The 24,552-nt window shown below is 73.7% G+C and carries 22 protein-coding genes; 4 read left to right on the top strand and 18 right to left on the bottom strand.

Going from position 1 to position 24,552, the window contains the following annotated elements; all coding sequences use genetic code 11:
* Positions 1-14: 14 nt before the first annotated feature.
* From ADK52_RS27530 to ADK52_RS27520, 3 genes are all read right to left on the bottom strand, one after another.
* Positions 15-869 carry an SDR family NAD(P)-dependent oxidoreductase gene (locus ADK52_RS27530; protein WP_078988641.1) on the bottom strand — a complete coding sequence of 285 codons (855 nt, stop codon included), beginning with the start codon at positions 867-869 and terminating at the stop codon, positions 15-17.
* Positions 866-2,620, bottom strand: a complete 1,755-nt coding sequence (locus ADK52_RS27525) for an FAD-dependent oxidoreductase (RefSeq protein WP_053692534.1) — start codon at positions 2,618-2,620, stop codon at positions 866-868. The genes ADK52_RS27530 and ADK52_RS27525 overlap by 4 nt, the downstream gene beginning before the upstream one ends.
* Before the next feature lie 92 nt (positions 2,621-2,712).
* Complete coding sequence (locus ADK52_RS27520) at positions 2,713-4,308, bottom strand: class I adenylate-forming enzyme family protein (RefSeq protein ID WP_053692533.1); 1,596 nt, start codon at positions 4,306-4,308, stop codon at positions 2,713-2,715.
* 192 nt (positions 4,309-4,500) lie between these two features.
* Between ADK52_RS27520 and ADK52_RS27515 the strand changes: the two genes are divergently transcribed.
* Positions 4,501-4,944 (top strand): nuclear transport factor 2 family protein, encoded by a 444-nt coding sequence (locus tag ADK52_RS27515; RefSeq protein WP_053692532.1) that lies wholly within the window; start codon positions 4,501-4,503, stop codon positions 4,942-4,944.
* Between the two features lie 66 nt (positions 4,945-5,010).
* Here the strand turns inward: ADK52_RS27515 and ADK52_RS27510 are convergent, their stop codons facing one another.
* From ADK52_RS27510 to ADK52_RS27485, 6 genes are all read right to left on the bottom strand, one after another.
* Entirely contained in the window at positions 5,011-6,303 is a 1,293-nt protein-coding gene (locus ADK52_RS27510) for an FAD-dependent monooxygenase (protein WP_234344267.1), read from the bottom strand.
* A 4-nt stretch (positions 6,304-6,307) separates the two neighbouring features.
* Entirely contained in the window at positions 6,308-6,571 is a 264-nt protein-coding gene (locus ADK52_RS27505) for an acyl carrier protein (protein ID WP_053692531.1), read from the bottom strand.
* Positions 6,572-6,635: 64 nt separating this feature from the next.
* Positions 6,636-7,922 carry a ketosynthase chain-length factor gene (locus ADK52_RS27500; RefSeq protein WP_078988640.1) on the bottom strand — a complete coding sequence of 429 codons (1,287 nt, stop codon included), beginning with the start codon at positions 7,920-7,922 and terminating at the stop codon, positions 6,636-6,638.
* Complete coding sequence (locus tag ADK52_RS27495; RefSeq protein WP_053692530.1) at positions 7,919-9,184, bottom strand: beta-ketoacyl-[acyl-carrier-protein] synthase family protein; 1,266 nt, start codon at positions 9,182-9,184, stop codon at positions 7,919-7,921. Before ADK52_RS27495 ends, ADK52_RS27500 begins: the two co-directional genes overlap by 4 nt.
* Entirely contained in the window at positions 9,181-9,963 is a 783-nt protein-coding gene (locus ADK52_RS27490; RefSeq protein WP_053692529.1) for a thioesterase II family protein, read from the bottom strand. Before ADK52_RS27490 ends, ADK52_RS27495 begins: the two co-directional genes overlap by 4 nt.
* Positions 9,964-10,111: 148 nt before the next feature.
* Complete coding sequence (locus ADK52_RS27485; protein WP_053692528.1) at positions 10,112-10,933, bottom strand: AfsR/SARP family transcriptional regulator; 822 nt, start codon at positions 10,931-10,933, stop codon at positions 10,112-10,114.
* 213 nt (positions 10,934-11,146) lie between these two features.
* On the opposite strand from ADK52_RS27485, the gene ADK52_RS27480 reads away from it, so the two are divergent.
* Complete coding sequence (locus ADK52_RS27480; RefSeq protein ID WP_053692527.1) at positions 11,147-12,112, top strand: AfsR/SARP family transcriptional regulator; 966 nt, start codon at positions 11,147-11,149, stop codon at positions 12,110-12,112.
* Here ADK52_RS27480 and ADK52_RS27475 read toward each other — a convergent pair.
* The 7 genes from ADK52_RS27475 to ADK52_RS27445 all read right to left on the bottom strand — a co-directional run bounded on the left by ADK52_RS27475 (position 12,038) and on the right by ADK52_RS27445 (position 19,697).
* Positions 12,038-12,961, bottom strand: a complete 924-nt coding sequence (locus ADK52_RS27475) for an MBL fold metallo-hydrolase (protein WP_053692526.1) — start codon at positions 12,959-12,961, stop codon at positions 12,038-12,040. The two genes, ADK52_RS27480 and ADK52_RS27475, sit on opposite strands and share 75 nt — an antisense overlap.
* A gap of 201 nt (positions 12,962-13,162) precedes the next feature.
* Positions 13,163-13,984, bottom strand: a complete 822-nt coding sequence (locus ADK52_RS27470) for a 4'-phosphopantetheinyl transferase family protein (protein WP_053692525.1) — start codon at positions 13,982-13,984, stop codon at positions 13,163-13,165.
* The gene (locus ADK52_RS27465) at positions 13,981-15,834 is read right to left on the bottom strand and encodes a polyketide synthase (protein WP_053692524.1); all 1,854 of its coding nucleotides are present in this window, start codon (positions 15,832-15,834) and stop codon (positions 13,981-13,983) included. The genes ADK52_RS27470 and ADK52_RS27465 overlap by 4 nt, the downstream gene beginning before the upstream one ends.
* An 84-nt stretch (positions 15,835-15,918) precedes the next feature.
* Positions 15,919-16,842 (bottom strand): phosphopantetheine-binding protein, encoded by a 924-nt coding sequence (locus ADK52_RS27460; protein ID WP_053692523.1) that lies wholly within the window; start codon positions 16,840-16,842, stop codon positions 15,919-15,921.
* A 58-nt stretch (positions 16,843-16,900) separates the two neighbouring features.
* Positions 16,901-17,605 (bottom strand): ScbR family autoregulator-binding transcription factor, encoded by a 705-nt coding sequence (locus ADK52_RS27455; RefSeq protein WP_159046040.1) that lies wholly within the window; start codon positions 17,603-17,605, stop codon positions 16,901-16,903.
* A 103-nt stretch (positions 17,606-17,708) separates the two neighbouring features.
* Positions 17,709-18,557: an AfsR/SARP family transcriptional regulator gene (locus ADK52_RS27450; RefSeq protein ID WP_053692521.1), complete on the bottom strand. Its 849-nt coding sequence runs from the start codon at positions 18,555-18,557 to the stop codon at positions 17,709-17,711.
* A gap of 420 nt (positions 18,558-18,977) precedes the next feature.
* A complete protein-coding gene (locus tag ADK52_RS27445; protein WP_234344265.1) occupies positions 18,978-19,697 on the bottom strand; it encodes a ScbR family autoregulator-binding transcription factor in 720 nt (239 codons plus the stop codon).
* Between the two features lie 533 nt (positions 19,698-20,230).
* Between ADK52_RS27445 and ADK52_RS27440 the strand changes: the two genes are divergently transcribed.
* Positions 20,231-21,100 (top strand): ScbA/BarX family gamma-butyrolactone biosynthesis protein, encoded by an 870-nt coding sequence (locus tag ADK52_RS27440; protein WP_234344263.1) that lies wholly within the window; start codon positions 20,231-20,233, stop codon positions 21,098-21,100.
* 77 nt (positions 21,101-21,177) lie between these two features.
* Here ADK52_RS27440 and ADK52_RS27435 read toward each other — a convergent pair whose 3' ends face one another.
* On the bottom strand, positions 21,178-22,023 hold the full coding sequence (locus ADK52_RS27435; protein ID WP_053692518.1) for an NAD(P)H-binding protein: 846 nt from the start codon (positions 22,021-22,023) through the stop codon (positions 21,178-21,180).
* Positions 22,024-22,156: 133 nt separating this feature from the next.
* On the opposite strand from ADK52_RS27435, the gene ADK52_RS27430 reads away from it, so the two are divergent.
* Positions 22,157-22,825, top strand: a complete 669-nt coding sequence (locus ADK52_RS27430) for a ScbR family autoregulator-binding transcription factor (RefSeq protein WP_053692517.1) — start codon at positions 22,157-22,159, stop codon at positions 22,823-22,825.
* 62 nt (positions 22,826-22,887) lie between these two features.
* On the opposite strand, the gene ADK52_RS27425 is transcribed toward ADK52_RS27430, so the two are convergent.
* Positions 22,888-24,393 carry an FAD-dependent monooxygenase gene (locus tag ADK52_RS27425; RefSeq protein WP_234344261.1) on the bottom strand — a complete coding sequence of 502 codons (1,506 nt, stop codon included), beginning with the start codon at positions 24,391-24,393 and terminating at the stop codon, positions 22,888-22,890.
* Positions 24,394-24,552: the final 159 nt, after the last annotated feature.

The following is a 24,552-nucleotide window of genomic DNA, read 5'->3' as shown; positions in this document are numbered from 1 at the left end:
CCGCTCGGCCGCCATCAGAAGTTGCCCAGTCCGCCACAGACGTTCAGCGCCTGTGCGGTGACGGACGCGGCGAGGTCCGTGGTCAGGTAGCCGACCATGGCCGCCACCTCCTCCGGGGTCGCGTACCGCCCCAGCGGGATCTTCGCCTCGAACCGCTCCTGCACGTCCTCGGTCGTGGTGTCCCAGGCCGCCGCGTAGCCGGCCCGGACGCGCTGCGCCATCGGCGTCTCGACGTATCCGGGGCACACCGCGTTGACGGTGATCCCGGCCGGGGCCAGCTCCTTGCCGAGGGCCTTGGTGAAGCCGACGACGGCGTGCTTGGACGCCGAGTAGGGGGCGCCCAGCAGGACGCCCTGCTTGCCCGCCGTGGAGGCGATGTTGATGATCCGGCCCCACGGGGCCCCGCCGAGGCCGCCGTGCTTGAGTACCTCCCGGGTCAGCAGGAAGACGCTGTTCAGGTTGGTGTCGATGACGTCGTACCAGAGCTCGTCGCTGATGTCGGCGGTCGGACCGCCGCCACTGCGCCCGGCGTTGTTGACCAGGACGGAGACCGGGCTGTCCCACTCCGCGACGGCGGCGGCGACCAGCTCCGCGACCGCCTCGCGGGAGCGGACGTCGGCGGCGCCGCCGGCGACGGCCAGCCCCTCGGCGCGCAGTTCCTCGACGGTCCGCTTGACGTTCTCCGGGGTCCGGGCGCACAGGAACACCCGGTGCCCGCGCGCGGCCAGGTCCCGTACGACCGCCAGGCCGATGCCGCTGGTGCCGCCGGTCACGAGGGCGACCGGCTTCTGCGGCGCCGCCGACGGCGCTGACCGTGTTGTCGTCGTGGACGTCGTGGACGTCGCGGACGTCGTGGTCGTCGTGGTCATCTCTGAGCCTCCAGTACCCGTGGCGGAACTCCGACCGTGTCGCGGAGCCCTGGAGAGGCGGTGGAAGCGGGATCGAGGCCCGGTCCGTGTCCGGCGGACGGCACGGCGGCCCGCGGCCCCAGCGGTGCCAGTGCCCGGGCGAGGGCGCGCCGGGTCAGGGCCGCGCCGCCCGCGGCGACGTAGCCGTCGGGCCGGATCAGCAGCCAGCCACCGGGGCGCAGCCCCAGCGCGCGCCGCAGCACCCCGTCGGGATCGGCCAGCGGCCGGGGGCGGTCGGGGTCGGGGTCGCCGGGGCCGACGGACGTCCCCTCCCCCACCGTCCGTACCGACAGCCAGTCGCCGTGCGCGCGGGCGGCCGCGGCCGCCGCGCCCCGCCCGACCTCGCCCGGACCGCCCGCCTCCCACACCAGGGACCAGCGGACGTCCCGCAGTTCGGCCCGCAGCGCCTCCGAGCCCGGGTCCCCGCGCCGGGCCGCCGCCGCGGCCGCCCGGGAGCCGGCGGGCAGCCCCATCAGCGGGTCGGCGGTGCTCAGCGGGCTGTCCCCGTACGACAGCCGCAGCCCGGACATGCCGCCGAGGACCTTGCGCTGGATGGCCCGGCGCAGCGGTCCGAGGTTGCGCACGAAGGTGAAGACGACGGGCAGCGCCACCCCGGCCAGGGCGTTCTTGAACTGGACCAGGAAGGTGGCCTTCCGGGTCGATCCGATGAGCGCCTTGCCGATCGGCACCCGCTCCTGCCCGTACGTGGCCAGCAGTTCCCGCCCCGCCTGTCCGCGGGCGGCCATCGCCAGTTTCCAGGCGAGGTTGTACGCCTCCTGGACGCCGGTGTTCATGCCCTGCCCGGATGCGGGGCTGTGCACGTGGGCGGCGTCGCCCGCCACGAAGCAGCGGCCGTCGTGCATGCGCGGCACCATGCGCTGCTGGAACGTGAACACGGAGGTCCACTCGGGCTCGCCGACCCGCACCGGGCGGCCGAGCCCGGCGCTGAGCTTCTCCGAGAAGCGCCGCGCCGCGTCCTCGCCCCCGCGCCGCGGCCCGGGGGCGGTGTCGAGCAGCCGCCAGTGCCCCTCCCGCCGGTACGGGACCATCATCAGGGCCTGGCTGCCGGTGTGGACCCAGTAGATGGTGTCGGGCGGCAGGTCGGTGGTGACGGGCGCGTCGGCCAGCGCCCAGGTCTCGCTGGACTCGCCGAGCAGCGGCAGTCCCAGCTGCTTGCGCACGGTGCTGTGACCGCCGTCGCAGCCCACCAGCCAGGGCGTCTCGTACTCCTCGGCGGTGCCGTCGGGGTGCTCCAGGCGGGCCCGTACGCCGTCCCCGTCCTGTGTGAGCGAGGTCAGCCGCACCCCCCATTCGACGCCGACGCCGAGCCGGGCGAGGGCCTCGCGCAGTACGGCCTCCGTCTCGGTCTGCGCGATGATCAGGCTGTACGGGAAGCGGGTGGGCATCGTCGCGTAGTCCGCGTCGAGGCGGACCAGCCGGCTGCCCCGCGCGTACATCGTGAAGGCCCGGTTCTTGCGGCCCCGGGCGAGGACCCCGTCCACGACGCCCATCTGGTCGAACGTCTCCAGGGTGCGCGGGTGGACGGCCACGGCGCGGCTCTCGCGGGCCGGTCCGGGGGCTCCGTCGACCAGGCGTACGCGCAGCCCCCGCCGGGCCAGTTCATGGGCGGCGGTCAGGCCCACGGGGCCCGCCCCCACCACGAGGACCCGGGGGGACCCGGCTCCGGACGGTGTGCCGGTACTGCTCGCCACGTGGTTGCTCCTCTGTTGTTCGTACGTACGGAAGGACGGGCGCGGGGCGGGACGGCGCGGCGCGGGGCGCGGGCACCAGGGGCCGCGGCAGGTCACACGGCCGCGGCCTCGGCGGCGGCCCGGCCGCGCAGGCTCAGGCGCAGCGCGCGCCGCTCGGGCTTGCCGACGGGGCTCCGCGGGACGGCGTCGAGCACCTCGACGCGGCGGATCTGCTCGAAGTCGTTCAGGCGGGCGTTGGCCCGCTCCACGATGGAGTCGAGGACGTCGAGCAGGCCCGGGGCGGTGGGGTCGCGCAGCACGATGCCGGTCCACACGAGCGCGCCGTGCACCGGGTCGGGCCAGCCCGCCACGATGCACTCGGCGACGCGCGGGTCGGCGCCGATGACGTCTTCGACGCCGCTGGGCGAGACGAGTTCGTTGTCGTACTTGAAGACGTCGTCGAGCCGGTCCACCAGGAACAGCACGCCGTCCTCGTTGCAGTACCCGACGTCCCCGGTGGAGAACCAGCCGTCCGCGTCGATGGGCGAGGGCGCGCTGTCGTCGAGGTAGCCGGCCATCACCTGCGGCCCGCGGACCTGGACCTCACCGGTGGCGTAGACGTCGAGCGGGGTGCTCGTGTCCACGGCGACGATGCGGCATTCGGTGCCGGGTACGGCGGGTCCCACCGAGCCGCTCTTGGGGCGGTGCGGGTCCTGGCAGTGGGAGAGCGGGGAGAGTTCCGCCAGCCCGTAGCCCTGGATGACGGGTACGCCGAGGCGCGCCCGCAGGGTCCGGGCGGCGGTCGGGGCGAGGGCGGTGCCGCCGGAGAGCACGGCGGTGAGGCGGCGCCCGGCCGGGAAGTCGTGGGTGAGCCGCTCGTCCTGGGCCAGCCGGTGCAGGCGTGCGGGCAGCCCGTAGTAGTGGGTGGCCTCGGCGCGGGCGGAGGCGGCGAGCGAGGCGACCGGGTCGGGGTCGGTGCACAGCACCTGGCAGGCGCCCGCGTACACGCCCGAGTTGAGGTGCATGGTGTGGTAGAGCGGCAGGTGGTTGAGTGTGACCGAGTCGCTGCCGAGATCGTGTGCGGCGGCGGTCTGGGCCGCGTTCGCCACCAGGTTGCGGTGGGTGAGCCGGACGCCCTTGGGGAGGCCCGTGGTGCCGGTGGTGAACTGGATGCAGACGTCGGCGTCCAGGTCGACGGCCCCGGGCAGCACCGCCCGCTCCGGAGCGGCGGCCAGGGCGGCGGCCAGCGGCAGGGCGTCGCCGGGGACCACCCCGTCGGGCGCGTCGGTGACGACGACGGACCGCAGGTGCGGAAGGCGGTCGCCCACTTTGACCAGCAGTTCGGCGGTGGCGGTCGGTACGAACGCCACCTCGGCCTCGGCCGTCCGCAGGACGTGGACCAGGCCCGCCTCCTTGATCAGCGGGTTGACCAGCACGACGGTGTTCCCGCTGCGCACGGTCCCGTAGTAGGCGGCGGCGAAGACGGGGTCGAGGACGTTGGCGACGCCGACCCGCGCCCCGCGGCGGCCGAGGGTGTGCTCCAGGTAGGAGGCGAAGCGGTCGGCGCGGCCGTCCAGTTCGGCGAAGGTCACCGTCGTCGTGAACCCGGCGCCGGTCGCGGTGCGGATCGCCCGGCCGGCGGGGTCGCGGACCGCCGCCCGGCGCAGCAGGCCGTCCAGCGGGAGTTCCGGGTACGCGAATCTCGGCATGGTGCTCTCCTCCTGGCTCCCGAAGGGGCGGCCGCGGCTGCGGCGGCACCCCAGGACCTGTCCGGCGGATCAGGGTCGGATGGGGCCCTGGACCCTGTCGGCCCAGCCTGGGCAGCGGCGCTTGAGGAGTCTTCGAAGAGCGCTCGATCTGCGGTGCGGATGCTGTCGGGAACCGATGGAACGGAGTCCCCGATGACAGCGACGACGACGGCGGCAGTGAGGGAGTTCGGCCTGCTGTACGCGGAGGTCCAGCAGTTCTACTCACGCCAGATGCAACTCTTCGACTCCTTCGAGGCCGAGCCGTGGGCGCGGACCTTCACCGAGGACGCCGTCTTCGACGTGCCGACGCTGCCCGCGCCGGTGGTCGGGCGCGCGGCCCTCGCCGCGAACGTCCGGCGCAACGCGGAGGTCCGGGCCGGCAGCGGCGAGCAGCTGCGGCACTGGCTCGGCATGCTGGACGCGCGGCCGCAGCCCGACGGCACGGTGCACACCCGCAGCTACGCGCTGGTGTACCTGACCCCGCGGGATGGTGAGTCGAAGGTGCACCGGGTGTGCGTGATGGAGGACGTACTGGTCCCCGCGCCGGGCGGCTGGCAGGTCGCCCACCGCCTGGTGACGCGCGACGACCTGCCCTGAGCCGCCCGGCCCGGCGGGACCGGCCCGGCGGGACCGGCCTACGGGGACCGGCCTACAGGGACCGGCCTACAGGGACCGGTTGACGTGCAGCACCGGGAACAGGTCGGTGCGGACCCCCGCCGGGTCGTGGCCGTGCGCGACCTTCCGGGTGATCTTCGCGCCGATCGGGGTGCGGGTGACGACCGCCGCCGCCCGAGCCCGCAGGAACGCGGCGGCCGCACCGCCCCCGCCGAACAGCGAGCGGGCCTGCATGACCTGCATGCGGTGCACGGCGGCCGCCGCCGGGGCGCGCCGGTCCCGGTAGGGCGCGAGGCGCTGCGCCGTCGGCTCCCCGTCGGAGAGGGCGGAGACGAGTACGGGGTGCAGCGCGGCGGCGTCCTGGAGGGCCAGGTTGATGCCCTGGGCGCCGATCGGCCCGTGGGTGTGGGCGCTGTCGCCGAGCAGCACGAGCCCGTCGCGCACCCATTCCCCGGCGTGCGAGGCGAACACGTCGAGCAGGGTCAGATCGGCCATGGAGGTGATCTGCTCGTGCACGAGGTCGGCGTACTGGGGCAGTACCTCGGCCAGTTCCCACCGGATGTCCTCGATGCCGCGCCGGACGACGGCGCGCCAGCCGCCGTGCGGCAGGGTCCAGCCGATCCGCAGCCGGTCGGGGTGGGTGTCGTGGACGAGTACGGCGCTGCCCGCCGCGCGGTGCACCCGTACCTGCCCGGTCGCCCGGCCGGGCGCGTGCAGCGAGAACCACACCACGTCGTGGGCGAAGGACTCGCGGCGACCGGCGTCGATGCCGGCGAGCGCGCGGGTCTTGGAGAACCGGCCGTCGGCGCCGACGACCACCTGGGCGCGGACGGTGACGGGCACCCGGTCGGGTCCGTTGACCACGGCGCCCGTGCAGGGGCTGTCCGGCCGCTTCTGCCGGAGCGCGGCGATCCGGTGTCCTTCGAGCAGGGTGAAGCCGGGCAACCGCTCGCAGGCGGCGAGGAGTTCCTCCAGCAGGTGCGGCTGCGGGAGGGCCAGCAGGTGGTCGTACGGGGCGGGCAGCCGCCCGTAGTCGATGTCGAGCAGCACCCGCTCCTGCTCCAGCACCTGGAACCCGCGCAGGCGGGCCGCGCCGCGGGCCGCCGCCCCGGCCAGGATCCCGAGCTCGTCGAGGATCCGCTGGCCGCCCGGCTGGAGGATCTCGCCGTGGAACTCGCGGCGGAACGCGGTGGAGCGTTCGACCAGGGTCACGCGGACGCCGGAGCGCAGCAGCATGAGCGTCAGCGCCAGCCCGGCGGGTCCGGCGCCGATGACGCAGACGTCGGTGTCTACGGTGGCGCCGGTGTCGGTGGTGTCGGTGGTGAGGGTCTCCCGGATCACTGGATCAGACCGCAGCCCGTGCGGACAGCACCTCGTTGACCATGGCGAGGTAGCGGCGCGGGGTGTCCGCGTCGTCGAGGGCCTCCTCGTCGAGGAGCACGTCGTACTCGCGCTCGATGTAGCCGGTGGTCTGGAGGACGGCGAGCGAGTCGTAGCCCAGCTCGAACCAGTTCAGGTCCAGGACGTCGCCGTCGAGGTCGACGCCCTCCTCCTCGCCCGCGCACTCGCGCAGGATGCGCTTCAGGTCGTCGAGTTCCAGCCGGTCCATGGTCTCCCTCTGTTCTGGTGGGGGCTTCGTGTTCGGGGGATTTCGGGGGGATAGGGGTCAGGGCTCAGGCGTCCGGGGCGCGTACGACGACGGCGGAGTTGAAGCCGCCGCGCCCGCGGGCCAGTACGAGCGCGGTCCGCAGCGGCAGCCCGAGGGCCGGGCTGGGCGCGCCGGTGACCAGGTCCAGCAGGTAGTCGTCGGCCGGGAGCTCGGTCCCGGTGGTCGGCGGGATCAGCTGGTCGCGCAGGGTCAGCAGGGCGGCGGCCACGTCGAGGGCCGCGCCTCCGGCGGCGAGCCGCCCGGTCATCGACTTGGGCGCGGTGACGGGGACCCCGTACGGGCCGAACAGTGCGGTGATCGCCTCCGCTTCGGCGCGGTCGGCGGCGCGTTCGCCCGCCGCGTCGGCGAAGACGACGTCGACCTCGTCGGGGTGGACGCCCGCGTCGGCGAGGGCGAGTTCCGCGGCCGCGCCGAGCCGGGAGGCCCCGTCGGCGTCGAAGGTGGCGGCGTGTCCGGCGATGGCGCCGTACGCGCGGGCGCCGCGCCGGCGCGCCTCCTCGGCGCCCTCCAGGACGAGGAGCGCTCCGCCCTCGCCCGCGACGTGGCCGCTCGCGTCCTCGGCGAACGGCAGGTAGGCGCGGGCCGGGTCCTCGCGGTCGGTGAGCCCGCCCCCGGCCAGGTAGGCGGCCCAGCCCCAGGAGCACAGCGCGGAGTCGACGCCTCCGGTGACGACGAGCTCGGCGCCCTTGCGGATCTGGCGGCGGGCGTGGGCCATCGCGTCGAGGCCGCCGGCCTGCTCGGAGACGATCACTCCGGAGGCGCCGCGCAGGCCGTGCCGGATGGAGATCTGGCCGCTGTTGACGGCGTAGAACCAGGCGAAGGACTGGTACGCGGAGACGTGCTGGCCGCCCTTGCTCCACAGCGCCTGGAGCTCCTGCTGGCCGAACTCGAAGCCGCCGAAGGAGTTGGCGGTGACCACGCCCGCGGCGTGGTCGGGCAGCTGCGCGGGGTCGGCCACGGCGTCGTCGAGCGCCTCCTTCGCGGCGGCGAGAGAGAGCCGGGTGACGCGGTCGGTCTGCGGCATCAGCCGGCTGGAGACGTGCTCGGCGTCGACGAATCCGGGGACCTCGCCGGCCAGCTTGGCCGGGTAGCCGCTCGCGTCGAACCGGCTGACCGGCCGGATGCCGGAGCGGCCGCGCAGGACGGCGGACCACCAGGCCTCGGTGCCGAGCCCGTTGGGCGCGGCGACCCCGATGCCCGTGACGACGGGAGCGGCGGTACGGGAGGCAGGTGTGGTGGCGGAGGCGGCCGGGGCGTGCGGGGCGTCCGGGGCGGCGAGAACGGTGGTCATCGGTCCGCCTTCAGGCTCGGGCTGGTCAGGATCATCGCGCTCTGGAACCCGCCGAAGCCGCTGCCGACGGTCAGCACGGCGTCGGTGCGCTGCCGGCGGGCGGTCAGCGGGGTGTAGTCGAGGTCGCAGGCCGGGTCGGGTTCGTGCAGGTTCGCCGTGGGCGGGACGGTGTCGTGCTCGATGGCGAGGGCGCAGGCGGCCACTTCGAGCGCCCCGATCGCGCCGAGGGAGTGGCCGATCATCGACTTGATGGAGCTGACGGGGACCTCGTACGCCCGCTGTCCCAGGCTCCGCTTGAACGCCTCGGTCTCGTGCTTGTCGTTCTGCTTCGTGCCGGAGCCGTGCGCGTTGATGTAGTCGATGTCCCCGGGGACCAACCGCGCCTCGGCGAGCGCGGCCGTGATGGCGGCGGCCATCTCGATCCCGTCGGGCCGCAGTCCGGTCATGTGGTACGCGTTGCTGCGCGAGGCGAAACCCGAGATCTCGGCGTACATGTGCGCGCCGCGGGCGCGGGCGTGCTCGTACTCCTCGATGACGAGGACGGCCGAGCCCTCCCCCAGGACGAACCCGTTGCGGGTGCGGTCGAAGGGCCGCGAGGCGGTCTCCGGCTCGTCGTTGCGGGTGGAGGTGGCACGGATCGCGTCGAAGCAGGCGGCGGTGATCGGCGTGATGGGCGCCTCGGCCGCGCCGGTGACCATCACGTCGGCGCTGCCCTCGCGGACGAGGTCGACGGCGTGCCCGATCGCGTCGAGGCCGGAGGTGCAGCCGGTGGACACCAGGGCCACGGGCCCCTGGGCGCCGACGGTACGGGCCACCTCGGCCGCCATCGAGCTGGGGACGAAGTAGTCGTAGAGGTGGGGCACGGCCTTGGTGTGGTCGACGAGCGTACGGGTGCCCCGCTCGCTGACGACCCCGTACTCGGCGTCGAGGCCGGTGGTGCAGCCGAGCGCGCTGCCGAGGGTGACCCCGGTGCGGGTGGCGTCGTACGAGCCGGCCAGGCCGCTGTCCGCGAGGGCCTCGCGGGCGCTGACGACGGCGAACTGGGCGGCGCGGTCCAGGCGGTCCGACTGTTCCGCGCCGAGCCCCGATTCCTGGGGGTCGAAGTCGGCCTCGGCGGCGATCCGGGAGCGGAATCCGGAGGCGTCGAAGAGGGTGATGGCGCGGGTGGCCGTACGGCCGTCGGTCAGCAGCGACCAGAATTCCTTGGTGCCCGGGCGGCCCGGGGCCACGACCCCGATGCCCGTGATGACGACTCGTCTCATCGCCCTTCCCCCTGTCCTGTCGGTTCGCGGTGGCCCGTCGGGCGTCCGCGCAGCACGATGCGGGCGGCCCGGCCGAGCATCCGGGGCAGCTCGCCGCCCCGGACGAAGAAGTGGCCCCCGGGCACGGTCCGCCGCACCAGCCGGCCGGTGGTCCAGCGCTGCCAGCCCGCGGCGGCCGCGGCGCCGACGAGGGGGTCCTCGGTGCCGGTGACCGCGAGCAGCGGTACGGGCACGGGGCCGGGCGCGGTCGGCGCGACGGCGGCGGCCCGCAGGCTGCGGGCGAGCCGGAGGTCGGCGCGGAGCACGGGGAAGACGGAGCGGAACCACACGTCCCCGGGCCGTACGCCGGGCGGCAGCGCGTCGAACCGGTCCAGGACGCGCAGCAGTTCCTCGTCCGGCAGCTCGGCGGAGTTCGCGAGGGCGGCCGGCAGGTCCGGCGGCGGGCTGGCCCCGACGGCGAGCAGCGCGGGCATCGGCAGCCCGTACTCCATCGCGGCGTGGGCGACCGTGAGGGCGACCGACGCGCCGAGGCTGTGCCCGTAGAGGATGTAGGGGTCGCCGGCCCCGTCGGCGATCTGCTCGAACAGGGGCTTGAGATCGGCCAGGAGCTCGTCGCGGCCGGTCAGCCGGATCTCGCGGCGCCGCTCGTCGCGCCCGGGCAGCAGCCAGGGCGTGGTCGACACCCCGCTCCCGGCGAGCTTGTCCCACCGGTAGAACGAGGACACTCCGGCACCCGCATGTGCGAAGCAGTGCAGCCGTACGGCCTGTCTGTCGCCCATCGCCACCTCCCAGGAACCGCACCACGTAGACCTCGACACTCACCGACCGCGCTTGAGACCGGCTCGAATCGGTGTGCAGACCGCCGTGGAAGGTACTGGGAGGGACTGAAAGGGACTGGAGGGACTGAGAGGCGGTGGAGTGGGCGCGCTAGGCGGCGTAGAGGTCGAAGGTGGATCCGCGGCGCGGCCCCGCCACGACGTCCAGCGCCGGATCCACCGTCAGCATCGCCTGGTGCAGGCGCTGGAGCTGCGGGGACGGCTCCACTCCGAGGTCGTCTATGAGGCGGTTGCGCAGCCTGCGGTAGACGTCCAGGGCCGTGGCCTGGCGGCCGGACCGGTACAGCGCGACCATGGCCTGCGAGTGCAGGCCCTCGTGCTGCGGGTGCCGGGCGATCAGCTCGGTCAGCTCGGCGATGACCTCGACGTGCCGGCCGAGCCGCAGGTCCGCGTCGATGCGCCGCTCGACCGTCACGAGCCGGCTCTCCTCCAGCCGCATGACCTCGATCTCCAGGATCGGTCCCACGCGTACGTCGACCAGCGCCGGGCCGTTCCACAGTCCGAGCGCCTTGCGCAGCAGGTCGGCCGCGCGCTCGTCGTCCCCGTCCTCGTAGGCGTGCTGTCCGCCCACCACGAGGCTTTCGTACGCGTGGACGTCCACGGCGTCCGGCGGTATCTGCAGCAGGTAGCCGCCGTGCCGGGTCGCGAGCACGTCCTTGGCGCTGCCCGGGACCCCCGGTCCCATGGCCGTGCCGAGTCTCCTGCGCAGCTGCAGGATGTACGTCTGCAGCGTCGTGAGCGCGCTCTGCGGGAGGTCGGTGCCCCAGATCTCCTCCATGAGGGTCTGCACGGGCATCACCCGCCCCGGATAGAGCGCGAGCAGCGCCAGGATCTGGCGCGGCTTGCCAGCCGTCGGAACAATCGAGCCCCCGTTGACCTCGGCACTCAACGGACCCAGAACCTGAATCTTCACGGTGTCCTCCGTATTTCGTCGAGTTCCCATCGATTTTCAGCCTTCGACTCCGGCACGGTAGCGGTGTCCAGCGCACCGTCCCGGAATTCTCGAGCAGGTGTCGAGCAGCCCTCCGCTTCAGAAGGTTGCAGGCGAAATACGAGCTGGTAGATTCCGCTCAGGGCATGAGAACCGGCACATATTTCATTTCCGCCGGGAGGGGGCGGCGCAGCCATGGACGACGACACCGAAACGGACTTCCGCGTCCTGGGGCCGGTGGAGGTGCTCGACCGCCGCACGGGGACGTATGTCGCGCCCTCCGGCGCCAAACAGCGGGCCCTGCTCGGCGCCCTCGTGGTCCGGGCGGGCCGGGTGCTGCCCGCCGAGCGGCTCATCCACGAACTGTGGGGCGAGCGCCCGCCGGCGGGCGCGGCCAACGCCCTGCACGCCCATGTGGCCCGCCTGCGCCGGCTGCTCCACGACACGGCGGGCCACGACCCGATCTCCACCCACGCGACGGGCTACGCACTGGGACGGCCCGCGACGCGGACGGACGCCCACCGCTTCCACGACCTCTCCTCGAAGGGCCGCGGAACGCTCGCCGCCGATCCCGTACGGGCGGCGCGGCTGCTGGGCGACGCGCTCGCCCTGTGGCGCGGCCCGGCCCTGGAGGGCAGCGGGCAGGGGCCCCTCTGCGCGAGGGAGGCGGAGCGGCTGGAGGAACTGCGGCTGACCACGCTGGAGACGCTGTACGACGCCTACCTGCGCAGCGGCCGCGATGCCGAGGCCGCCCGGGAGCTGGAGCGGCTGACGGCCCGCCACCCGGTGCGCGAGCGGCTCTACGACCTCCAGATGCTGGCCCTGTACCGCTGCGGCCGCCAGGCCGAGGCCCTGGGCGCGTACGAGCGGGCCCGGCGCCGGCTGGCGGACGAACTCGGCGTGGAACCGGGTCCGGCCCTGCGCGCGCGCATGGAGGCGATCCTCCACCACGCCCCGTCCCTGTCGACGCCCGACCCGGAGGCCTCGCTCCACGAACTCGGCGGCGCGATAGCCCGCCTGGGCACGCGGATCGAGGCGCTGGCGCGCGAGCAGGAGCGCCTCATCCGCCGCTTGAACGGCCTGACCTCAGGCGTGGCACTCCAGGGGCCGCCCGTGGTGGGCGGTCATCTCCGCGAACAGGGCGCCGACATCGAGGGGTGAGCCCTCGGGCAGCCGGCCCCGCGCCTCCGCATAGCCGCGGTGGAGGTTGGGCAGCAGCCGCTCGGAGTCGAGCAGCTCGGCGTACGGTCCCAGATCGGTGGCGCGGGCCAGCTCCAGCGGGCTGGCCCCGGCCGCGACGCCCTCCCGGGCCAGACCCTGCACCCAGCGCAGGTACCCCTCGTTGGCGTCGAACACCTCGGGCCCCCCGACGGGCCCGTGACCGGGAACGACGGTGGTGGCCCCCAGGTCCCGCAACCGCTCCAGGGCCCGCAGGCTCCCCGCGACGGACCCCATGACGCAGAACGGCGTGACCCCGTTCATGACGAGGTCGCCGGTGAACAGCACGCCCTGGTCGGGCAGCCAGACGACCGTGTCGTCGGTGGTGTGGGCGGCCGGGCCGATGTGGATGAGCTCGGCCCGGACGTCCCCCACGTGGAGCGTCGTCCGGTCCCGGAAGGTCAGTTCGGGCGGCCTGACCTCGATGTCCCCCCAGCACACGTCGGGCCACAACCCGGCCATGTGCAGCCCGGCCGCCTGGACCATGGTCCGGGTCCGCTCGTGCCCGATGGTGAGCGCCTCGGGAAAGAGGAAGTTCCCGTACGTGTGGTCGCCGTGGAAATGCGTGTTGACGAGGGCCCGGGGTGCCCGCCCCGCCACCCGCAGCGCTGCCCTCCGCAGCTCCCGGGCCCGCTCCTCGGTGGCAACGGTGTCGACGAGCGCACTGGACCCGCGATGGCTGATGATCCCCGCATTGTTCAGACACCACCCGCCATCGGGCTGCACATAGGCGTGAACCCCGTCGCCCACCTCGAGAACGCGCCGTTCCCCGCCCACACCGACCTCTTCCATTCCCCTTGATATCCGGACCCCGAATCCTCTCCCGCCCCGCTCAATTCCCGCTGGATTTGCAGCATTCCCGACCTACAGGAAGACCCGGAAATCCCCGCCCCTCCATCCACCGTCCAGCAGATTTCCGGCAAACCCATTGCCGTACCGGGGAAACCGGGGCCGGGACACCGAGCCGGGCACTCGGCGGCGCGGCGGGAGGGGTCAGATGCCCGCGGGGGCCGGGAGGACCAGGCGGCGGGGGGCCGCGCGGCCCCAGGGGAAGCCGTGGTGGAGGTGGACCGCCGGGGGGCGCGCGGCGTCGACCTCGACCGCCACCGCCGCCAGTACCTCCGGTACCGGCTCCACCTCGAGGAACCGCCACCGCTGCGCCGAGTCGTCGGCCGGCGGCCGGAACGACAGCACCCCCCGGTCCTCGGCCAGCGCAAACGCGAAGGAGTCGAACGGCAGCCCCAGCCCCAGTCCCCGCGCCTTCGAGTACGCCTCCTTCAGCGTCCACAGCCGCAGGGCCCGCCGGTCCCGCGGCCGCCCCGGCGCGGCACTGGCGATCCAGTCCTGCTCCTCCCCGGAGAACGTCGCGATGATGTTGTCCAGCCCCCGCTCACCCCGGTCCAGCCGCTCCACGTCCACACCGATCCGCAGCCCCCGCGCGACCCCCAGCAGGTTGTACGCGTTGGCGTGCGAGAGGTTGAAGTCCAGCGCATCGGCGCCCCGCGGCAGGCCCCCGGCCGGCGTCTGCAGGAACGGCCGCCCGCGCGACGACCGCCAGATGATCGCCTCGGCCTCCGGAATGCCCGTCTCCAGCGCGAGCACCCGCCGTACCAGCGCGTGCGCGACGAGGTACTGCCGGCGGTCACGCTCGAACAGGAACCGGCCCGCCACCTCCTGCTCGTTCTCGTCCAGCCAGTACGAGGCCAAGGTCGCGGCGATCCCCGGCGCGAGGTCCTCGTTGGGGCAGAACCACAGGTTGACCGGGGCCGGCTCGTTCTCCCCCGGCCCCGCCGGGTCGAGCGGCAGCGTCGTCATGCCGGCCCCTCCTCGCCGCCCAGCCACAGCGGTACGCGCAGGAACGCGGACGCCGGCAGCGGCGCCGCGCCCGCGGCGGACCCGCGGGCCGGCTCCAGCACCGCCCAGTCCACGTCCAGCCCGGACAGCCACAGACCGCGCAGCTGGTGCAGGTGCCCGGCCCGCCAGAGCGCGGCGAGGTACCCGTCCGTCTCCGGTACGGCTCCCAGCCCCAGCGGGTCGGCGCCGCCGTCCCGCAGATCGGCGCAGGGCGCGCCGTCGCGCACGAACCGCTCCAGGGCCCGCAGCAGTTCGCCGGTGTCACCGACGACGGCCGCGAAGCGGCAGTCCATGGCGGCCCGGCCGGTCCGCAGGGCGCGCGCGAGCCCGCGGAGCGGCGGCACCGGCCCGGTCCCGCCCAGCATCTCGGCGAACCGCCGCGCGGTGGCCGCCAGATGGGACGGGGTCGGGGCGGACAGCAAGAACAGCTCGGGACCGACCGGAGCCCGGTCCAGGGCTCGGTCCGGGGCTCGGTCCGGGGCCACATGCGGCTCGGCGGCGGCCGGCAGGTACTCCTCCAGCACCACCTCCGCGTCAGCGCCCCCCGCACCCCGCACCCCGACGCAGATCCGGCGCGGCCCGTGCCCCTCGCCCTCCCAGGTCCGCGCCTCGACGCGCCCCGGCCCCGGCGCCAGGACCCGGTGCCCCAGCTGCAGCACGGCCCGCGTCAGCACGGCCACCCCGGTGGCAGCACCCGCGTCCCCCACGAGCGCACGCACGGCCCCGGCATCCTCACGCACACCGACGGCCGCCCCATCCACCCCGGCAACCCGCAACGCCTCCCGCAACACCCGCCCCGCAGGCGCCCCGGCGGCCGCCGTACGGGCACCCGCGGTCTCCGTACGGGCACCTGCGGCACGGGACCTGCGGCCCGGGCCGGAAGCCGCGTGATCGGGTGCGGTGTGGCCGACCGCGCTGCCGCGGACCAGGCAGTGGACGCCGTCCCCGTCGGCCAGGGCCCGCGCCAACGGCTTGAGCAGCAGCGCGCCCACGCCCTCACCCGCTCCGGGGTGCCGGCTGGAGGGGTGCAGCAGCAGCCGTACGCCGCCGACGAGCGCGGCGGCGCACTCGCCGCGCCGCAGGGCGGCCACCGCGAGATGGAGGGCGACGAGCACCGAGGACTCCGCGGTGTCCACCGACTGGCTGGGGCCGGTCAGACCGAGCAGGGCCGAGAGCCGGTTGGGCAGGCTCCACTGGCCGCCCCGCGGCATCGGACGGGACCCCTCGCGCCGCCACGTCCGGGCGGCGAGCAGCGCGTAGTCACCGGACCCGGAGCCGGTGAACACCCCGACGCTGCGCGGAGTACCGTCGGCTGCGGTCAGCGCGTCGAGGCGGGTCCCGGTACAGCCGGCGTCCTCGAGGGCCTCCCACGCGGTTTCCAGGAACAGCCGCTCCTGGGGGTCCATCAGGGCGGCTTCGTGCGCGTCGATCCCGAAGAACTCCGGGTCGAAGTCCTGTACGCGCTCCAGGTAGTGGCCGAGCTCGTTCCCGGGCCGGCCGGGCGGCGGAGTCGAGGCGCTGTCGTACCCGTCGCGCGCCCGCCGCCAGAACGCGGCCAGGTCGGGCGCCCCCGGGTACCGCCCGGCCATCCCGACGACGGCGACCGGCTGCGCGTCCCGCACGGGAGTCACCGGCCCGGTCGTGGGGGAGGGTTCCGGCCGCAGGTCCGGCAGTGTGAGGACGACGGGTCCCGTCCCGGTGGCGGTGCCGGCGCTGCCGGCGACACCTGCGGCGCCGGTCAGCAGCGCGGCCACCTGGGCCCGGTCCAGATGGCCGTTCTTGAACCGGGTCAGGACTTCCTTCTCGTCCATCTGGACGTGCTCCTTCTAGGGGGTGTCGTGTGGATCGGGCCGGGCTCTCGGCGCCCGGTCTGATCCGCCGGACACCACGTGGCTTCAGCCGCGGCGGCCGAGCAGCACGAGTGCCTCGTCCACGGTGAGCCGGTCATCGCGGATCGCGTCCAGCAGGACGTCGAGGTCGCCGCCCGGGAGCGGACGCACGCCGGGCGCCGGGGCCGTGGCGGCGGTGGCCGGCGCCGCACCCGCCGGGCGAAGGACCGGCTCCGGCGTCCACGGGGCCGGGGTGAGGTCCTGCGCGGCATGCGCCACCTGCGCGGTATGCGCCGCCTGTGCTACCTCGACCGCCTGGACCGCCTGTGCTGCCTGGACCGCCTGCGCCGCCGCCCCCGTCCGCGTCGCGATGTACGCGGCCATGGCGGCCAGGTTCGGGTGCTCGTACAGCAGGACGGACCGCTCCTGGAGGCCGAAGCTGCGGTTGACGACCGCGATGAACTCCGCGCCCACCATCGAGTCGACACCGAGCACGTTGAACGCGGCCGTGGTGTTGATGTCCCAGGGATCGCAGCACAGGATCCCCGCGAGCTGCTCGCGCAGCACCTCCGCGATCCGGGTCGCCGCGGCGGCCGCCGGCGACTGCCGGGCGGCGGAAGCGGGAGCGGCGGTGGGAGCGGAAGCGGACGAGGCGGCGACCGGCGCTGCGTGCCCCGCCGACGTGACGGGAGCCGCCGCCGCGGCAACCGGCGCGGGCGCGGCGGCCGCACTGCTCGCGGCGGTGCTCGCCGCCCGCGCGACCTCGCGCGCGAAGGACACCGGGGTCGGGAAGTCGTACAGGTCGGTCGCGCGCACGCGCAGTCCGTACCGGGTGTTGACGACGGCCACGAACTCCACGACCAGCAGGGAGTCGAGCCCCATGGACTGGAAGGTCTGCTCGGGGTCGATCTTCTCCGGCTTGACCCGCAGGACGTCGCCCAGCACTCCGATGAGGTCGGTCAGTACGTCCGCAGGATGATCCATCGTCATCGCAGGCTTCTCCAAGCCGTCGGGTGGCCCACGGTCAGGGTCACGATCACGGTCACGCTCACGCGCTGCTGCCGGAGAACACCGGACGGGACGGGCAGTGCGCGCTCTCGCCCCGTACGTCCGCCACCCGCCGCGGCGCCGTGTCGGGATCCGGCATCCCGACCCGGAACTCCCGTTCCGCACCCTCGGGAACCAGGCTCGGCAGCAGCAGCGACCACAGCCCCGACACCCGGCGCTGCAGCTCGGCGTACGGCATGCCCGTGGCCGCCAGCGCCTCGATGCCGCAGGCCGCCGCGGCGACCAGGGATTCGATGCTCTCCCAGCGGCCCTCGGCGCGCAGTTCGCCCGCGTCTCGGGCCTCGCACAGCAGCCCGCACACCTCCGCGAGCCAGATCCGGTGGAAGTCGGTGGCGAGCGCGGGCAGTCCCGCGCACTCCTTGGTGATGCGGAAGCTGGCCGGAATCGCCGGTTCCTCACGCAGGTTGAGGGCGAGCCAGTGCGTCGTGTCGACCAGCATCTGGAGCGGGGAGCTGCCGGATGCGCGCAGTTCGCGCACCGCTTCGCGCAGCAGCTCGCAGCCGCGCAGCTGGACCGCCTCCGCCAGTTCGTCCTTGGAGGCGAAGTGGAAGTACAGCGCCCCCTTGGTCACTCCGGCGAACGCGGCGATCTCCAGGAGCGTCGCGTTCGCGTAGCCGTTGCGGTGGAACATCTCGGCGCCCGCGTGCACGAGCTTCCTGCGGGTCCGCTCCGACCTCTCCTGCACGGCGCTGCCTCCTCGGCCCGTGGTCCGGACCCGCCCCCGGCCCCGGGCCCCGGTCCCGGCCGCGTTCCCGGTGTCGGTGTCGGTGTCGCGTGCGGCGGCCATCTCAGCCCACGCGTACGAGTCGCTCGCTGTTGGCTTCCGCCGCCACCGGAGTCTCGGGGCTGGCCATGAGGATCGAGCGCTGCAGCCGGCGCAGGGCGGCCGACGGCTCCAGCCCGAGCTCGCGTACGAGCGTGGCGCGCAGCCGCTGGTAGACGTCGAGGGCCTCACCGCGCCGGCCGGAGCGGTGCAGGGCCAGCATGAACTGGCCGTGCAGGTTCTCGTGGGTGCGGTAGCGGCTGGCCAGCACGGTGAGTTCGGCCAGCAGTTCGCGGTGCCGCCCGATCCGCAGATCGGCCTCGATGCGCTGGTCGAGCGCGCAGAGCCGGGTCTCCTCCAGCCGCCGCGTCTCCATGTCCAGCTGGATGCCGCCGTGTACGTCGGCGAAGGCCGGGCCGGACCACAGCGACAGCGCCTCGCGCAGCAGCCGGGCCGCGCCCGGGAAGTCGCCCGCGTCCATCGCCCGGTAGCCCATGCCGGCGAGCCGGTCGAACTCGCGGACGTCGCTGGTGCCGCCGCCGCTGTTGAGCAGGTAGCCGCCGGGCAGCGTGACGAGCACGTCCTTGGCGGTACGCCGCCCCGCGGGTGCCGCTTCGCCCTCGCCGGCGGCCTCGCCCTGTTCCAGGGCGGTCGCGATGAGGGCCCGCAGCTGCAGCACGTACGTCTGCAGGGTGGTCCGCGCGCTGCGCGGCGGTGCCCCCTGCCAGAGTTCCTCTATCAGAGCCGACACCGGGACGACCTGGTCGGCATGGAGCGCCAGCAGCGCCAGCACCTGTCGCGGCTTCGGGGCGGTCGGCGTAACGGAGATTCCGCGTTCCCGCACCGCCAGTGTGCCCAGTACTTCGATGTCCACGCCGTACTCCCCTGTCCGTGGATGAGCCTTCGCCAGTAAAAAACAGGACCGGCGGTTTGTCAATACGAAACCGACCGCGCTGTTTTATTTCTTAGTCCACCTAAGCGATCCTCAAAACACGGCTCTGACCTGGGCTTTTGTCGGACCGTCAGGATGTGGAGCCACTACACACCCGCTCCGCACCCTCTCCAGAACAGCCCTAGATGTGGCAAAACAAACCGCGAAGTCTCCGTGCAAACGGGGTGAACACCCGGGTTCGCCCCACCCCTTCGCCACGAACAGAAGCGCCCCGGCCCCCGCGCTCGTACGCGGAGGACCAGGGCACAGCCCCGCCACCCCCCACTCCGCCGGGGCGACGGGGAATGAGAAGGACTACAGGGTCTACAGGGACTAGAGGGACTAGAGGGACTGGCGCGACAACTACACAGAGCGCCGGGCCGTCCCGGCGGCCTCGAAACCGGCGAGCCGGTCCGCCGGTACGAGCGTCGGCAGCAGCAGCCGCCAGAACCGGGTCACCGTCGCCGCCGACAGCCACGCCCCGTCCCGTACGGCGAGCACCTCGAAGCCCACGGTCGCCGCCACCACGGCCGTCACCACGTCCCCGGCCGCAGCCTCGGGACGCAACTCGCCCTCCGCCTCCGCCCGCCGCAGCGTCCCCTCGACCCAGCGGCGCCAGCGTTCGCGCAGGTCGCCCGGGCGCGGCCGGGACAGCTCACCGCTCAGCGCGAACCCGGCCCGCAGCACCGGGTCGGTGCGCAGCGCCTCCGCGAGCCCGTGGGTGACGTCGACGAGGAGCTGCACACGGCTCCCCCCGGCCGGGAGCACGTCCCGCTCCGCATCCCCTTCCGCACGCACCTCCCCCGTGAGCGCCAGCAGCCGGGTCAGCGCCGCCTCCTCCACGGCGTTCGCCAGTGCGGCCTTGCTGGGGAAGTGGAAGTGCAGCGCCCCGTTGCTCACCCCGGCCAGCGAACTGATCGCGGTCAGCGAGGCCACCGAGAAGCCGTCCCGATCGAAGGTCTCGGCTGCGGACCGGATCAGGGTTTCGCGCGTACGCGCCGCGCGTTCCTGTTTGACCATCGACTGCTCCGTCACTGCGAGGGGCGCCACACCCGCGAAGGCGGGCCGGCGGGTACGTGCCACGGAGCGTCGCGAGGCGGCCGCTCGCTCCGGACCCCACTATAACAAACCGTCTGTGCGGTTTTTGAGAAGAGGGTCAACACGGCTTAGCGTCGACCGAAGTTGGCCGAAGAACACGCCGCAGCACCGAAGACATTCGGACACCGTTGATCAGCGGACTTGAGGATCACTCAGACCACACTCGACTCTCCCGGGGCCACAGAGGGCCCCACAGGGGGTGGCTAGAGTGGGGCAGAGGCTAGAAGAGTCCACCTGACCAGCGGAAACGTGTTATTCGGAAGGAAATCATCCGCAGTTTGCACGAGCGGATGGTCGGATACCGCTAGAAATTAAACCGGTTGGTATGTATCTTTCCCAGCCAAGAGGCAACACGCCCTTCTCGCCAGCGGAGCCCAGGGGGAGCAATGTCTGCGAGCACGTTCCGAGTTGAGCGCACAACGGTCAGCGACGAGCCGACAAGGGACCTCTCAGCTGCCACAGCCCAGCCGAGCGGATTCCGCTTCCCGTCCCTGACCTTCACCGTGCCGAAGGAATTAGTGCACCGAGCGTCCGTCGCCGAGGTCGTCCTGACCGACTGGCAGCGGGTGGACGACACGCACTTCGAGCTGACCGCCCAGTGGCCCCGGGGGCACAGCTTCTTCACACCGGTCGCGGACGGCTACCACGACCCGCTGATCGGCTGCGAAACGATCCGCCAGATCGGCATGCTCCTGGGGCACGCCGAGTTCGGCGTCCCCCTCGGCCACCAGTTCATCGTCTGGGACATCGACATCGCCGTGCGCCCGCAGCACCTGCGGGTGGGCTGGGCCCCCGCCGCGCTCGACATCGAGGTCGTCTGCACGGAGGTCAAGCGGCGCGGCAGGAACCTGTCGGGTCTGCGCTTCGAGGCGGTGCTGCGGCGCGAGGGGAACGTCGTCGCCACCGGCGGCGGATCGTTCTCCTGCATGCCACCAGGGGTGTACGAGCGCGTCCGCGGGGCCCACAACCTCGGCGGCGACTGGTACCAGCTCCCGCTCATCAGCCCGGCCGCGCCGCAGAGCGTCGGACGCATGTCGCCCATGGACGTGGTCCTCTCTCCCACGAGCGAACCCGACCGCTGGCAGCTGAGAGTGGACACGCGCCACCCCATACTCTTCGAGCACGCGGTGGACCACGTACCGGGCATGGTGCTCCTCGAGGCGGCCCGGCAGGCAACGGCCTCCATACTGGGGCGCTCCTCGTACCTCCCGCTCGGCATCGCCGGCGAGTTCAAGCGGTACGCCGAACTGGACTCCCCCTGCATGATCGAGGCGCGCCGCCTCCCCGAGCGGGGTCCCGACGGCGAGGAGACGGTCCTGGTGACCGGGCACCAGGACGGCGCCCTGGTCTTCAGCGCCACCGTGACCGCGGGAGAGCACGGTCTCTGACCTGCGGTGGCGGGCGGGGAGCCGCGCAGCCGCGGGACACCTTCACAGGGAAGGGGCCCCGGGACCGCGGGACACCTTCACAGGGACGAGAAGGCGCTCAGATGATCCTCAGCCCACCCGCGGAAGGTACCCGCGGGACGGCCCAGCAGTCCGGGGAGCGTCGCGTCCACCCCGGCCTTCGCCCCCGCGCGCTGGCGCTCCGCACTGGCCAGGAGCGCCTCGGCGATCTCCCGCGGATAGCGCGCGGCCAGTGCGGTGCGCGCCCGCTGCGGCCCGAGTTCCTCGAAGCGCAGCGGACGGCCCAGCAACTCGGCGAGCTGGGCCGTCTGTTCGGCCGCGCTGATCGCCCCCGGCCCGGTCAGCGTGTAGGCCCGGCCCGCGTGCCCGTCCTCGGTGAGGGCGCGTACGGCCGCCTCCGCGATGTCGCGCGGATCGACACAGGCATTGGCCGACCCCCCGTACAGGGCGCGCACCACGCCGTCCGAGCGGATGGACGCCGCCCAGGACAGGGCGTTGGACATGAACGCGCGCGGGCGCAGCAGGGTCCAGTCCATCCCGGAGCCGCGCAGCAGCTCCTCGGTCGCCCGCTGCCACCGCGTGATCAGGTCATCGGCATGCGGGTCCGCGACGGCCGCCGCGGACAGCTTGACCACGTGCCGCACCCCGGCCGACTGCGCGGCCCGTACGAAGTGCTCGTCGTCGTCCCCGACGCGGCCGGTCAGCAGGAAGGCGGCCTTCACGCCGTCGAGTGCGCGCGCGAGCGAGCGCGGATCACCGTAGTCCGCGCGGACGACCTCGGCCGCGGCGGGCGCGCCCGCGACACGGGCCGGCTCCCGGGCCATCACGCGGACCGCGAGGCCCGCGGGGAGCCGGCGGACCAGTTCCCGCCCGACCGTCCCGGTGGCACCGGTGACGAGAATCATGGGCTTCCCTCCCTGACCTGACTTCTTCTTCCGCCGCGAGCGGCCGATGATGGTCACCCGCTGTAAGATACGAACTGGGCGGTTTTTTTGTGGACCGCACCGGACGACAACCCTGAGGAAGGGAGGAGGCACAGTGGCTGAGCAAGTCCGGGCCATCCGCACACGGCAGGCAATCCTTTCCGCGGCGGCCAAGATCTTCGAGGAACACGGCTACCAAGCCGCCACCATCTCCCAGATCCTCGCCGAGGCCGGAGTGACCAAGGGAGCGCTCTACTTCCATTTCCAGTCGAAGGAAGACCTGGCCCAAGGCGTGCTCGCCGAGCAGGACCAGCAGCTCATGGTCCCCGACCGCGCCGCCAAGGTGCAGGAGATCGTGGACGTGGTCATGCTGCACGCCCACCGCCTCCAGACCGACCCCATGGTGCGCGCCGGCGTCCGGCTGTCGATGGACCAGCTGGCACAGGGCCTCGACCGCAGCGGCCCGTTCCTGCGCTGGGCCGAGGTCGGCTCCGCGCTGCTGGAGAGGGCGCAGGCCCAGGGCGAGCTGCTCCCGCACGTCACGGTGCCCGAGACCGCCGACGTCATCGTGGGCTCGTTCGCCGGCATCCAGTCCATGTCCCAGGCCATCTGCGACTACGGCGACCTGGTGGTCCGGGTCTCCGCCCTGATGCGCCACCTGCTGCCCAGCATCGTGGTGCCCTCCGTCCTCGCCTCGCTCGACCTCGCCGAGACCCGCGGAGCCGCGGTCTACGCCGAGGCCCGCAAGGCCGCGGACGAGCTGGAGCTCGCGGCCGCCGGCTGAGCCGCGCCCGCAGCCCCGGCGCCCCGCAGCCCCGGGGCTGCGGCGCCCCGGCCGCCGCAGCGTCACGAGCATCCCGTACGGGCGCCCCTGGCGAAGTACACCGACAGGGCGGCGGCCAGGTCCGCGCCGCCCGGCGCCCACGCGATGTAGCCGTCGGGCCGCACCAGCAGGGCCTCGTACGGCACGTCGGGCGTGGGCCGGGCGCGCACCACGCGCAGGATCCCGTCCCAGTCCCGCGCCTCCTCGCGGTGGCCGGCGCCCTTGTCTCCGAGGAGCAGCAGCAGTGGCCGGCCGCCCTGGAGCAGCCGGATGACGTCCGTCTCGCCGGTCGGGGTGGTCAGTGCGGCATTGTGCAGAAACGTTCCTGCACTCGGGCAGGAACGCCCGGGACGGGCCGGGAGCACCGCCGGGAGCACCGTGTCCTGCGCGCTGATGAGGCCGCCGAGGTGCCCTTGGGCCCCCTCCTCCGCCAGCAGCCCCGAGAACACCCCGCGCAGGGCGTCGAGCTCGGGCCCCGGCCGCATCAGCGCGAGCTGGGCCCGGGTGTTCTCGATGACCCGCCGGGCAACCGGTCTGCGCTCGGCGTCGTACGTGCCGAGCAGGTCCGGGCCGGCCTCCCCGCGCACCGCGAGCGCCAGCTTCCAGGCCAGGTTGAGGGCGTCGAGCACCCCCGTGCTCAGGCCCTGCCCGCCGATCGGGAAGTGGACGTGCGCCGCGTCCCCCACCAGGAAGACCCGCCCCTCGCGGAAGGTCCGCGCCAGCCGGGAGAAATCGCTGAACCGGCCGAGCCAGCGCTCCTCCCCCATCGCGATCTCGCGTCCGGCGATCCAGGACACCTCGCGCCGCAGCTCCTCCGGCGTGGGCGGCAGGTGCCGGTCGGCATGCGCCCCGGCGCAGTTGAGCGTCCGGATGTGCGTCCTGCCCTCGGCGTCGCCCTTGGCCACGATCCAGCCGCGCGGGGTCCGGTGCCAGCCCGGGGCCAGCGCGTCCGGTTCGGCGAGCCTGACGGCGCCCATCAGCGCGGAGATCGTGGCCGGATGGGTGTCGGAGGCGATGCCGGCCCGCTCCCGGACCGTACTGCGCGCACCGTCCGCCCCCACCACGTACCGCACGTCGTACACGGCCGGCCCCTGCGGTCCCTCGGCCGTGATCCGCACCCCGTCCGCCTCCTGGACCAGCCCGGTCACCCGGTGCTCGCGCAGGATGCGCGCACCCGCCTCCCGGGCCCGCTCCTCGAACTGCCGCTCCAGCTGCGCCTGGGGGCACTTGAGGATCGGCTCCGGCTCGGTCTCGGGCGCGGTGATGAACAGGCCGGGCAGCCCGGCGAAGTGGAAGGGGCTCCCGGTCCGGGCGCCCCGGGCACCGGCGTACGGGGCGGCCGGCGCCGGCAGATGGCCGCGCCGGGCCAGGCACTGCACGGCCCGGGCGTGCAGTGTGGTCGCCTTGGGCCGCTCGGACACCCCGGCCCGGGATTCGAGGAGCACCGTGTCCACCCCGTACCCGGCCAACTCGGCCGCCACGAGCATCCCGACGGGCCCCCCGCCCACCACCGCCACCTGCGCCCGCATTTGACGTTCCCCCTGCACAGCGGTGCCTCCCCCGTTGACGACCCCTCAGGCGCAGAAATATACCGGGTGTCCCGTTTCTTTTCCAGGGAAGAAGACGCAAGGAGGGAGCAGGGCGTACGGGGACGCGAGCGGTAGGAAGGGATCAAGGCCTGCGCGGGG

The sequence above is a fragment of the Streptomyces sp. WM6372 genome (assembly GCF_001279655.1).
In the GTDB taxonomy this organism is placed as follows: Bacteria; Actinomycetota; Actinomycetes; order Streptomycetales; family Streptomycetaceae; genus Streptomyces.
The sequence above is the reverse complement of the archived record's forward strand: the minus strand, read 5'-3'. Positions and strand labels throughout refer to the sequence as shown.

Coding starts and splice junctions, on each gene's coding strand:
- ADK52_RS27530 (WP_078988641.1), bottom strand. CDS start 869: ATGACCACGACGACCACGACGTCCGCGACGTCCACGACGTCCACGACG.
- ADK52_RS27520 (WP_053692533.1), bottom strand. CDS start 4,308: ATGCCGAGATTCGCGTACCCGGAACTCCCGCTGGACGGCCTGCTGCGC.
- ADK52_RS27515 (WP_053692532.1), top strand. CDS start 4,501: ATGACAGCGACGACGACGGCGGCAGTGAGGGAGTTCGGCCTGCTGTAC.
- ADK52_RS27505 (WP_053692531.1), bottom strand. CDS start 6,571: ATGGACCGGCTGGAACTCGACGACCTGAAGCGCATCCTGCGCGAGTGC.
- ADK52_RS27500 (WP_078988640.1), bottom strand. CDS start 7,922: ATGACCACCGTTCTCGCCGCCCCGGACGCCCCGCACGCCCCGGCCGCC.
- ADK52_RS27495 (WP_053692530.1), bottom strand. CDS start 9,184: ATGAGACGAGTCGTCATCACGGGCATCGGGGTCGTGGCCCCGGGCCGC.
- ADK52_RS27490 (WP_053692529.1), bottom strand. CDS start 9,963: ATGGGCGACAGACAGGCCGTACGGCTGCACTGCTTCGCACATGCGGGT.
- ADK52_RS27480 (WP_053692527.1), top strand. CDS start 11,147: ATGGACGACGACACCGAAACGGACTTCCGCGTCCTGGGGCCGGTGGAG.
- ADK52_RS27475 (WP_053692526.1), bottom strand. CDS start 12,961: ATGGAAGAGGTCGGTGTGGGCGGGGAACGGCGCGTTCTCGAGGTGGGC.
- ADK52_RS27470 (WP_053692525.1), bottom strand. CDS start 13,984: ATGACGACGCTGCCGCTCGACCCGGCGGGGCCGGGGGAGAACGAGCCG.
- ADK52_RS27465 (WP_053692524.1), bottom strand. CDS start 15,834: ATGGACGAGAAGGAAGTCCTGACCCGGTTCAAGAACGGCCATCTGGAC.
- ADK52_RS27460 (WP_053692523.1), bottom strand. CDS start 16,842: ATGACGATGGATCATCCTGCGGACGTACTGACCGACCTCATCGGAGTG.
- ADK52_RS27435 (WP_053692518.1), bottom strand. CDS start 22,023: ATGATTCTCGTCACCGGTGCCACCGGGACGGTCGGGCGGGAACTGGTC.
- ADK52_RS27425 (WP_234344261.1), bottom strand. CDS start 24,393: ATGCGGGCGCAGGTGGCGGTGGTGGGCGGGGGGCCCGTCGGGATGCTC.